Below are 11082 nucleotides of genomic sequence, written 5' to 3' on the forward strand. Positions count from 1 at the left end.
TATGGATATATTAAAAATGTTTTTTAGCGACTATACTATAAGAACTGTGAGTTTAGGTGCCGGCCTATTAAGTCTCATAAGTGGTGTTTTAGGATCTTTTGCTGTTTTGAGAAAACAATCTTTAATCGGTGATGCAATTTCTCATGCATCTTTACCAGGAATAGCCTTAGTTTTTTTAATCTTTAGAACTAAAGATAGTATTTTTTTGGCACTTGGAGCAATAGCAATATCTTGGATTGCAGCTCTATTGATAAATGCAATAGTTGATAATACAAAAATAAAATATGATAGTGCATTGGGAATAATATTGTCCGTTTTTTTTGGTTTTGGTATGGTTCTTTTAACCCTTGTTCAAAAATTACCCGATGCAAATCAAGCTGGATTAGATAAATATTTATTTGGACAAGCAGCATCTCTGTTGGCAAAAGATATAATCAATATGTCAATACTTGGAAGTATATCTCTTATAATTTTATTGATATTTTGGAAAGAATTTAAGCTTTTAAGTTTTGATTCAGAGTATGCAAAATCTTTAGGTTATAATATAAAATTTCTTGATACATTATTAACGACTTTGATAATAGTCGCAATAGTAGTTGGACTTCAAACTGTAGGAGTAGTTCTAATGAGTGCAATGCTTATAGCTCCAGCAGCAGCATCCAGACAGTGGACAGAAAAAATTTCCATTATGGTTATATTAGCTGGAATACTTGGTTTCATTTCAGGTGTTTCTGGTGCAATTTTAAGTTCAACTGTTTCAAAATTGCCTACAGGACCGACTATTATTTTAATAATGACATTTATAACTATATTTTCATTCTTATTTGGAAGTAAAAGAGGTTTAGTTTGGAAATGGTTGAGATTTAAAGTGAAAAAAACAAATTATAGAAAAGAATTTTTAATAGATTCTATGTATGAAATAATAAAAGATCATGATAATAAAAGTCATGAACATTCAATAGATATATTAAAACCAATACTGCAAAATAATAATGAGTTAAAGGTGTATCTAAAAGAATTACAAAACCAAAATATTATAAATATAAAAAACTATAATTGGTCTTTTACTCAAAAAGGTATACAAGCCATGAAAAGAAAAGAGGTGAAAGAATAATGGGAATACGACAAATAGAGATACAATTAATCGCATCAATCGTAGCAGTAGCAGCCTCTTTACCAGGAAATTTTTTAATACTTAGAAAAATGTCCATGATGAGTGATGCCATAAGTCATTCTATCCTTCCAGGTATAGTAATAGGATTTTTTATAGCTGGTAGTATAAGTTCACCTATATTAGCAATAGGAGCAGCTTTAACTGGCGTTTTAACTGTATGGCTTGTAGAAGTTTTGAATAAAAGTAAACTCATAAATGAAGATGCTTCTATTGGTATAGTATTTCCAGCACTTTTTTCAATAGGTGTAATATTAATAACAAAATTTGCAGGGAATGTTCATTTAGACACAGACGCAGTTTTATTGGGTGAACTTGCTTTCGCACCATTTGACAGAATTATAATAAATGGAATAGATATAGGTCCTAAAAGTCTTATAATGATGAGTGTAATACTTTTGGTAAATTTAATTTTTATTTTTATATTCTATAAAGAACTTAAAATATCAACATTTGATCCATCTTTAGCAGAATCTATGGGTTTTAAGCCCGAAGTGATGCATTATGCACTGATGACAGTAGTTTCAATAACAGCAGTTGGATCTTTTGAAGCAGTTGGATCTATACTTTTAGTTGCTTTGATGATAGCAATACCTGCGACATCGTATTTATTAACTGATGAATTATCAAAAATGATATTACTTTCTTCATTGATAGGTATAATAACTGCCATCTCAGGCTATTGGAGTGCCCATTTATTGGATGTCTCTATATCTGGTTCTATGGCATCTATGGCTGGTATAATATTTTTTATAGTTTTATTTTTATCTCCAAAACACGGAATTTTGACAATGTTAAAAAGAAGGAAAAATCTAAAATTAGAATTCGCTAAGATGGCTTTGACAATACATTTACAAAATCATGAAGAAGAAGAAGAGAGTTCTATAAATCATTTATATGATCATTTTAGTTGGAATGAAAAGTTTGCAGATAAAGTCATTAAAAACTCAATTAAAGACTCTTTGATTAAAATAGAAAATAATATGATATTTCTAACAGAAAAAGGTATTACATTTGCAGATAAATCTCTAAAAGCACTTCGAATAGAAAATTTCAAATAAAATAAACAGGTATTATATCTTCGATATAATACCTGTTCTTATTCAAATTTAGAACTCAATTTATTTAAAGTATTCATAAGTATTTCATATTCTTCAAGCGAAAGGTTCATACTCTTTAATATACAATCTGGTATATCTTCAGCTTTTTTTTGAAGTTCTATTCCTTTTTGCGTAATTTTTATATTTACTTTTCTTTCATCATCTTCTTTTCTTATTCTATTCAAAAGACCCGCTTTTTCCATCTTTTTTAAGAGTGGTGTTAATGTTCCTGTTTTTAAATTCACTTTTTCACCAAGAGTTTTAAAATCCATTTCTTTATTTTCCCATAACACAAGCATAACGAGGTATTGTGTATAACTCAGATCCACTTTTTCTAATATTGGTTTATAAAGTTTTATTATTTTTTTTGATATATCATAAAACTTAAAGCATAATTGATTTTCAAGTTTTAACTTCTCTAACATTTTTTCACCTCGAAAGCTCTTCTGTATTGAATACTATTTTCAATTATATCATTGAAATATCAAGAATGTCAAAAAATAAAGTACCGAACGTATTAAATACATTCGATACTTTATTTTTATTTTATTAATAAATTTGAAATTTTTTCTGCAAATTCTGCAGGGTTTTCAAGTTCTATACCTTCAACAAGTAAAGCTTGATTATATAATATATATGCAATATCTGAAAGTTCTATAGAATCAGAATCTTCTTGATATATATCTTTTAATTTATTAAATACTTGATGTTCTGGATTCAATTCAAGAACTCTTTTTGCATTAAAAGGCATATTTCCATCCATTTGCTTTAATATTTTTTGCATATTTATAGATATATTATCATCTGAACTCACGATACAGGCTGGAGATTTTTTTAGTTTATCTGTAACTCTTACATCCTCAACTTTATCTTTTAAAAGTTCTTTTAATTTGCCAAGCAAATCTTTATTTTCTTCTTGTTTTAAATCTTTTTCTTCTTTATTTCCAAGTTCTAAATCAGATGAACTTATAGACTTAAACTCTATTTCTTTATAATTATTGAGCATCTGTATTAAGAATTCATCTACTTCATCTAATAGGTATATAACTTCAAATCCTTTTTCTTTAATCATTTCCATCTGTGGTAAAGATTCTATATATGAAATACTATCTCCAACAGCATATAAGATGTATTTTTGATCTTCTTTCATTCTTTCTTTATATTCGGATAATGTTATATATTTATTTTCATTTGAGCTCTTGAACAAGAGTAAATCTTCAACTTTGTCTTTTGAATCAATAGATTCATATAATCCAGCTTTTATACCTCTACCAAATTCTTCCCAGAACTCTATGTATTTTTCTCTTTCATCTTTTATGAGAGTTTTTAATTCAGATGTTATTTTCTTTTCTATATTCTTTTTTATAAGTTCTATATTTCTCGAATGTTGAAGTATTTCTCTTGAAATATTTAAAGAAAAATCTGGAGAATCTATGAGACCTTTTACAAAAGAAAAATATTTAGGAAGAAGTTCTTCATATTTTTCCATTATGAAAACATTTTTAGAATATAGGTTTAGCCCTCTTTTAAATTCTTTTGTATAATAGTTAAATGGTGCTTTAGAAGGTATAAATAATAATGCTGTAAACTGTATTGTAGATCCTTCAGCTTTAAAATGAATAGTTTTTAATGGATCATTCCAATCATAAAAATTTTCTTTATAGAATTGATTGTATTCTTCATCTTTTATCTGAGATTTATTCTTTCTCCATAATGATTCCATCGAGTTTAATGTTTTTATTTCTTTTTCTTGCTTGCCTTCTTCTTTATATTCTGTAACTTCCATTTTTATTGGATATTTTATATAGTTCGAATATTTTTTTATTAAATCTTTTATTATAAATTCATCAAGTATTTTAAAATCATTCAAATCTTTTCTTATATGTAAAGTAATCTTTGTTCCCCTTTTTTCTTTGTTTATATTTTCTATTTCATATTCCCCGTCACCTTTAGAAACCCATTTTATTGCTTTTTCTGAAGGTTGATCATATTTAAGACTTTCTACTATAACTTCATCTGCTACCATGAAGGCAGAGTAAAATCCAACACCGAATTGTCCTATTAAATCCATTTCATCTTTTTCGTTCTTTAAATCTTTGAGTTTTTCCATAAAAACTTTTGTACCAGATTTTGCAATAGTTCCAAGATTTTCTACAGCATCTTCATAATTTAAACCTATTCCATTATCTTCGATATATAAATTTTCTTCATCATAAGATAAATTTATACATAGGTTTTTATCTTCACCAAGAATATCTGGGTTTTTTATAGATTCAAATCTCAATTTATCTATTGCATCAGATGCATTAGATATTAATTCTCTTAGAAAAATCTCTTTATGTGTATATATAGAGTTTATCATGAGATCTAAAAGTTGTTTAGTTTCTGTTTGAAATTGTTTTCTTTCAGCCATAAGAATCCTCCTTATCACTCTAATATTAAGTTTGCTAATTCCATATATTATTATAACATGAAATTTGAGATATTTGCGTTTTTTACTTATTTGTAATTGTAGCGATATTTACATTTAATAAATGATTGTTATAATTAATACAGATAATAATTGTCGGGTATAGCCCTGGCATAAATCAGCCCCTTCAAAATCCCATTTTGTTTACTGAGAAACTAAGGTAAGTTAGGTATAAGTATTTTATTTACTACTGCTGCAACGGTGATAAATTCGATTTTTAAGGTATCCTGTGATATTTACAGGATACTTTTTCTATCTAATAATAATTATTTTTATAAAATTAACATATACGAGGTGATTAAATGAATCCAAAACACAAAATAGCTAAATTGTTATCTAAAAATTTTAATGCTCTTTCAATTTTGACTATGTGGCATTACAACATAAGATAATTTTAATGAAGTGTATAGAGATTTTCTATACACTTTTTTATTTAAGTGAATTTGTGATTATATTAACTAATTTGTTTCGTTTTTTGATTTTATATTTAATTAAAATACTTTAAATCTAATTATTTATTCTTTTCTCTTTTTTTCTGATTTGACTTTACGATTTTTTTCACATATAATTTAATTGAAAACAAAAAGTTAATTTTTTCACCTACATCTCGGGAGGTGGTCTGATGAAAGCAGAAGAATTTAAGGTTTATTTGAGTGAATTTAATTGTATTGAAGAAGATTTTTGTATCACATTTGTACTTACAGACTGTAGAGATGGAGTAAATGATAATGAATGCTATATAACTCCTGATAAATACTTGATTGAAGATGATAAGATTATTTTATATGAAAAAAATCCTTATAATTGTTTTAAAAAAGTTCATTTTAATGAATTAATGGAAAACTTTTCAAAAAAAGATCTTTATATAATGGATAAAAAGAGAAGACTTTATTCTATAGATTTCAATATCACTCCAATATTTGATTTCAGTAACATAATTTTTGACGTCCCTTTATTCAATTATTGTGGTAACTCCTGCATAAAATATGAAGGTGCTTAATGCACCTTCATATTTTTTATTTTATTCCAAATTTTTTCTTTAGATTTTCAAGTTTTTCTTTATCATTATCTTCTTTGAATTCAAATTCTTCATCACTTAATATGCTTTTTATTGATTTATATTTTTTCTTAGGTAATTTATCATATATTTTTTCTATATTTATTATTGCAAATCTTTTATTTATAAGATCTTTAGATATTAAATGATACTTTAATTCATCTGATATTATAGCAAAATCATTTTCATTGAATAAATACATTTTTTCAGAACATATTTCTATTAGAGATTTATGATATTCTGGATTATGTTCATATGTAAATATGTTAAACATATTTATTATATTTTTTTCTATTATTTCTTCAGATGAACTTACATTTTCTTCTATATCTTTTATTACTTTTTTTAATTTTTCTCCATCTTCTGTATTTTTTATCATTTCTGAAATCAATCTATCTTTTAACCATATTTTTTGTGTTTTTTGAGCTATCCACATTATTCTATTTTTTATTTTTATTTCGAGTTCATTTCTAACTCTATTGTATATTAGATTTTCTATTTTTTGTATTTCAGATAATTGCGTAGCTATCTCTAATGGTATTTCAGCTTCTGAAACATCTACATCAAATAATAAATCATATACAGCATCTATAAATTTTTCTATCGTTTTGATATCTACTTCTTTTTTTGATATATCATATATTAAATTTTGTGAAATATCTTGTTTTATGATCATATCATTTATTTCTAAGAATTTTTCAGTTAATATTTCTCCATTTTTTTCATTGTATGTTCTTATATCTTTTAATTCATATAATGTATTACATGCAATTTTTATTATTTCTTCATTTTCTGTTTTATTCAATATTTCGAATATAAATTCTGATTTTTCAGATAAGCTTGTTTGTTTTATATATTCTTCTAATGTTGTTATATATATTTTTAAGGTTAATATTCTTTTTTGATCTATATTTTTTATTTCTTGTATGAGATATGTATATATTTCATTTAATTTTATATCAAATAGTTTTATATTTTCTGAATATTGACTTTTTTCTACTATTTTTTGTACTTTTTCAAGCCAATATTGAAGATTCTCATCTGTATAATCATTTAAAAATTGATTTATTTTTTCTATGTATATTTCTTGTGTTTTTTCTTCCATTGCATTGCTTTCAAAAACATAATCTAACAATATTATTCTCTTTTTGTTTTCATTTTCTTGATAATCTTTTTCTAATCTTGATATGGTATCTAATATGAAATCTTCATTTATTAAGTATTTTATTACATGTTTATTGTTTATAACTTCTTCAAATTCTTCTATTGCTGATAAATTATTTTTTATTTTTTTAGAGAATGAATCTTTTATTTTTTCTAATGAATTTTCATCATCTTTATAGTATTTTATATATGTCTCAAGTAATGTATCTTTTTTTTCAGGATCAAAATTTTGATTTATGTGTTCTGCAATATAATCTCTTAAATAATATTGTTCTTGTAGAGTTAGAAGATATGAATAGTTCATCATAGGTTCTGTATCAAATTTGTCTATTAGATTATTATCGAGTATTTTTTTGTCTATGAATACTTCCATCATTTTATGTATTCTTATAAATATTTCTTGATATTCTTTTTCATATATAAAGTTGAAGAGTATATTTAAAATAACGAATCCTTTGGTTTTTAAATAGTCCTTTTTATTTATGTCTTTATCGAGTTCTTCATATATTATTTCCATCAATCTGGTAGGTTTTATTTTTCCATTTTTCATTTGATTTTTTAGTTCATCCCAATTTCCACTTTCGAGAGATTCGATCACATTTTCTGGAATATCTGCATCATGATCTTGTATTATTAAATATTGTAATACATTTTCAGATTGAACTGTTCTTGTTCTGCTGAAAAATAGATATTGTTGTGAATTTAAAATTATTTTTTTGGATTCATATATTAACTCCCCATCTTTGAAATATTTTTTAAATCCATTATTTTTTATTGATTCATCTATGTATTTTAATAATTCAGGTTCTTGAGTTATTTTTTCAAATAATTCTGGCCATTCTTCTTTTATTATCTGTATTTTGGCTACAAATTCCATATTAGAACTGACATTTTTTATCATATCTTTTTGTTCTAATTTTTCAATTAGTATTTTTTCAGAACTTAAATTATTTAAAAAGTGTATTATTCTTCTCGGATTTTTTGAGAATTCTTGAGATACCATATCGGCTATTATTGTTGAAAATTCAAGTCCTTCTTTTTGTATTAGTTCATTCGTATATGTAAATAAATCTTTATTTGAGTATGATTTTATTCTTATTATAGTATTGAATATACCTCTTATTATTTCTTCAATATCTTCATAACTTCCAGTCAAAGTTTTTATAATTATGCTTTCATCTATAGGAATTATTGTGTTTAGATATTTATGGTTTAAAGGGCTTCTTAAAGCTGATATTATCTCTATTACCCTTTCTTTTGGACATTTATCTATGTTTTCTATTATCATTATAACTTTTTTGGGATTGTAATCTCTCAGCATTACATCACTTTTAAACCATTTTTGTACAGTATTATTTTTTGTGGTTTTTGATATAGCTTCATCCATTATTTCATATAATTCTTCTGTATTAAAGTCTTTTGCTTTTGTTATCTTTACTTTATATTGCACAAGACTGTCTTTTATCATATATGCAAAATATGATAACAAAGGACCAAGTATAATTGAGAGTATTTTTAAATATATATTTACATCTGGTATTAAAGCCATTATTATGAATATTAAAGGTAGAAAAACCATCAAATCTATTATTTTTTTGTTTTTTACTCCAACTTTATGTTCTATTTTTTCATCATCATCTTTGAAATAATTTTCAAGTTGTTCTTCACTTTCAAGATCGAATTGATTTTTTATTTCTTTTATAAAACTTTTTTTAAAGTCTTCTCCAGTATATCTCAGAGCATCATATTTAAATACTTTTAAATCTTTTTTTAATTTATTATCTTCTTTTATTCTTTCTTCTAATGTTTTTAATATGGACGATTTTCCAGATCCACTTTTTCCAAAGAGTCCTATTGTAAAGTTTGAATCATCATTTTTTGAGTTTATTATATCAACAAGTGTATCTGTGTATACTGATGTTTTTAATATATCAGTATCTTCATTTAATGTTATACTTCTATCTCCTATAAATTTCACAGCAAACCACCTCTCAAATAATTATATATTCATTTAATTGTTCTATTTATAATCAATTAATCCTCAATCATTTTAAATATCCATTTTGTATATGATGTATAAAATTCATCTTTATTCAAAAGTTTTTTATCTAAAAAATCAGAGTTGAGAGCATCCGGATAATACTGTGTTTCAAGACAAAACGCCATATGTATATTATCTTTTATTTGATTGCCAGAATAGAATACAACACATGGTTGATCCGTTATTATTTGTAATTCTCTTCCACTTTTTTCATCTTTTACTTTTGCACAGTATTCTATATCTTTTAGAATATATGGATGGTCATATCCATTACATCTTATCAACTGTTCATTTTTTGAATTTATATTTTTTCCTATTTTTTTATATTGCTTGAAATCAAATTCTGTATTATTTGTATTAACTACTTTCTTTGGTAAAGTATTTTCATCTAAATATATAACTTTTTCTGAGTTTATTTTTATATAATGATTCAATATATTTTCTTTTAAATTTCCCGAAAGATTAAAATATGTATGATTTGTTAGATTGACATATGTTTTTTTATCACTTTTAACTTTATACATGAGTTCTATTTCATTTTCATCATTTAAAGAATATATTATTTCTATATCAAGGTTTCCAGGAAATCCACATTCACCATCTTTAGATTTAGTTTTTAATATTATTCCAGCTTTGTCTTTCTTCATAAAAGTTTCAAATTCATAAAACTTTTTATCCAAACCTTCAGTTCCACCATGAAGTGTATTTTCTCCTTCATTTTTTTCTAGATTATACTCTATTTCATCTATTTTTATTTTTGCATTAGATATTCTTCCTGCAACTCTTCCTATTATTGATCCAAAATATTGTGATTTTTTTTCGTATTCTTCTATATTGTTCAATCCCATCACTACATTTTCAAATTTTTTATTTTTGTCTGGAACAATTATTTTATTTATAATTGCTCCATAATTTATAACATTGAGTTGCATATCATTTTTGTTTTTTAAACATATTTCATTTATTCTATTTCCATGAGAATCAAATCCAAATTCGTTTATAACAATATTCAAATTTATCCCCCCAGTTTAACTAATATACTAATTATCTTTTAATAGCTCTTTCCATTTTTCTGTTTCATCTACATGTATAAAATCTATACCAACTTTTGTACAAGCTCTATCATTATCACTATCACCTATCATAACGCATTCATCAGCTTGAGCATTTAAAACTCTTAATATATTTTTAAAGTAGTGTGGATTAGGTTTTGTTGAGGTAGAATTTTCCATTGTGGATATATATATGTAATCTTCTTTTTTCATATTTATAAAATTAATTCTTTTATGCACACATATTTCTGGTATTAGAGGATTTGAAGCAAATATGAGTTTATTGTTTTTATTTTTTTTCAACAATTCTATCAATTCTTCATTTGGATTTATTATAGTTTTTATTTCATCATAACCTTCATTATAGTATATGTTGAATTGTTCTTCCCAATATTCTCTTGATTTATCTGAATCTTCTCCGAGTTTATTGAGATATTTGTCATAATTAGATATGGTTATATCATCATTTTTAATAACATATTCCAAAGTGTGTAGCATTAATTTTATATTTTTATTAAAATCAATATTATGGTATTCAAAAAATTTCTTAAAAAAATACATAGTATATTGATTTTCCTCAGTTTTTGTCAAAGTTCCATCATAATCTAAAAATATATACATATAAAACCTCCTCAAATTTATTGTATTATACTAAAATCTTAACATACTTTCTTTAAGATTTTATCTGTTTTTTATTATTTAATATATTAAATTTAATATAAGAACATAAATTTCAATATTTTTTTAATTTTTTAATTATATTTTATTGTTATAATTAATTACATAAAAAGTGAAAAAAAGGGGCCAACCATCTTCAACAGATGGTGGCCTTTTATTATATCTTTAGGAGCATTCCTGAAATAAAAAAAGAAAGAGGTTGAAAAAAAAGGAACCTCCCCGTAAAATAAAAGTGTAACAAGAATCCATCAAATATTTTACAAAGGAGGAACCTAAATGAATTATACACAAAATAATAAAATAAAACAAGTGGATGAAAAAACATTAGTAGTGGGAGTAGATATAGCAA

8 protein-coding genes are annotated in these 11082 nt (G+C 24.6%); 3 read left to right on the forward strand and 5 right to left on the reverse strand.

Features of this window, described 5'->3' with window-relative positions; all coding sequences use genetic code 11:
- Position 1 precedes the first annotated feature (1 nt).
- Both C7380_RS10495 and C7380_RS10500 read left to right on the forward strand, forming a co-directional pair.
- A complete protein-coding gene (locus C7380_RS10495) occupies positions 2 to 1114 on the forward strand; it encodes a metal ABC transporter permease (RefSeq protein ID WP_109605682.1) in 1113 nt (370 codons plus the stop codon).
- Complete coding sequence (locus tag C7380_RS10500; RefSeq protein WP_109605684.1) at positions 1114 to 2232, forward strand: metal ABC transporter permease; 1119 nt, start codon at positions 1114 to 1116, stop codon at positions 2230 to 2232. The genes C7380_RS10495 and C7380_RS10500 overlap by 1 nt, the downstream gene beginning before the upstream one ends.
- A 38-nt stretch (positions 2233 to 2270) precedes the next feature.
- Here C7380_RS10500 and C7380_RS10505 read toward each other — a convergent pair whose 3' ends face one another.
- Both C7380_RS10505 and htpG read right to left on the reverse strand, forming a co-directional pair.
- Positions 2271 to 2696 carry a MarR family winged helix-turn-helix transcriptional regulator gene (locus C7380_RS10505; RefSeq protein WP_109605685.1) on the reverse strand — a complete coding sequence of 142 codons (426 nt, stop codon included), beginning with the start codon at positions 2694 to 2696 and terminating at the stop codon, positions 2271 to 2273.
- Between the two features lie 116 nt (positions 2697 to 2812).
- Positions 2813 to 4684, reverse strand: coding sequence for a molecular chaperone HtpG (gene htpG, locus C7380_RS10510; protein WP_109605687.1), 1872 nt, complete (start codon positions 4682 to 4684; stop codon positions 2813 to 2815).
- Between the two features lie 679 nt (positions 4685 to 5363).
- Here htpG and C7380_RS10515 point away from each other — a divergent pair.
- A complete protein-coding gene (locus C7380_RS10515) occupies positions 5364 to 5741 on the forward strand; it encodes a hypothetical protein (protein ID WP_109605689.1) in 378 nt (125 codons plus the stop codon).
- A 16-nt stretch (positions 5742 to 5757) separates the two neighbouring features.
- Here C7380_RS10515 and C7380_RS10520 read toward each other — a convergent pair whose 3' ends face one another.
- Genes C7380_RS10520 through C7380_RS10530 form a run of 3 tightly spaced genes read right to left on the reverse strand, consistent with a single transcriptional unit; the run spans position 5758 to position 10676 of the window.
- Positions 5758 to 8940, reverse strand: coding sequence for a P-loop NTPase fold protein (locus tag C7380_RS10520; RefSeq protein WP_109605691.1), 3183 nt, complete (start codon positions 8938 to 8940; stop codon positions 5758 to 5760).
- Positions 8941 to 8996: 56 nt separating this feature from the next.
- Positions 8997 to 10016 carry an aldose epimerase family protein gene (locus tag C7380_RS10525; RefSeq protein ID WP_109605693.1) on the reverse strand — a complete coding sequence of 340 codons (1020 nt, stop codon included), beginning with the start codon at positions 10014 to 10016 and terminating at the stop codon, positions 8997 to 8999.
- 27 nt (positions 10017 to 10043) lie between these two features.
- Positions 10044 to 10676, reverse strand: coding sequence for an HAD-IA family hydrolase (locus C7380_RS10530; protein WP_109605695.1), 633 nt, complete (start codon positions 10674 to 10676; stop codon positions 10044 to 10046).
- Between the last annotated feature and the right edge of the window lie 406 nt (positions 10677 to 11082).

Source organism: Oceanotoga teriensis (assembly GCF_003148465.1).
Taxonomy (GTDB): Bacteria; Thermotogota; Thermotogae; order Petrotogales; family Petrotogaceae; genus Oceanotoga; species Oceanotoga teriensis.

Coding starts and splice junctions, on each gene's coding strand:
- C7380_RS10495 (WP_109605682.1), top strand. CDS start 2: ATGGATATATTAAAAATGTTTTTTAGCGACTATACTATAAGAACTGTG.
- C7380_RS10500 (WP_109605684.1), top strand. CDS start 1,114: ATGGGAATACGACAAATAGAGATACAATTAATCGCATCAATCGTAGCA.
- C7380_RS10505 (WP_109605685.1), bottom strand. CDS start 2,696: ATGTTAGAGAAGTTAAAACTTGAAAATCAATTATGCTTTAAGTTTTAT.
- htpG (WP_109605687.1), bottom strand. CDS start 4,684: ATGGCTGAAAGAAAACAATTTCAAACAGAAACTAAACAACTTTTAGAT.
- C7380_RS10515 (WP_109605689.1), top strand. CDS start 5,364: ATGAAAGCAGAAGAATTTAAGGTTTATTTGAGTGAATTTAATTGTATT.
- C7380_RS10530 (WP_109605695.1), bottom strand. CDS start 10,676: ATGTATATATTTTTAGATTATGATGGAACTTTGACAAAAACTGAGGAA.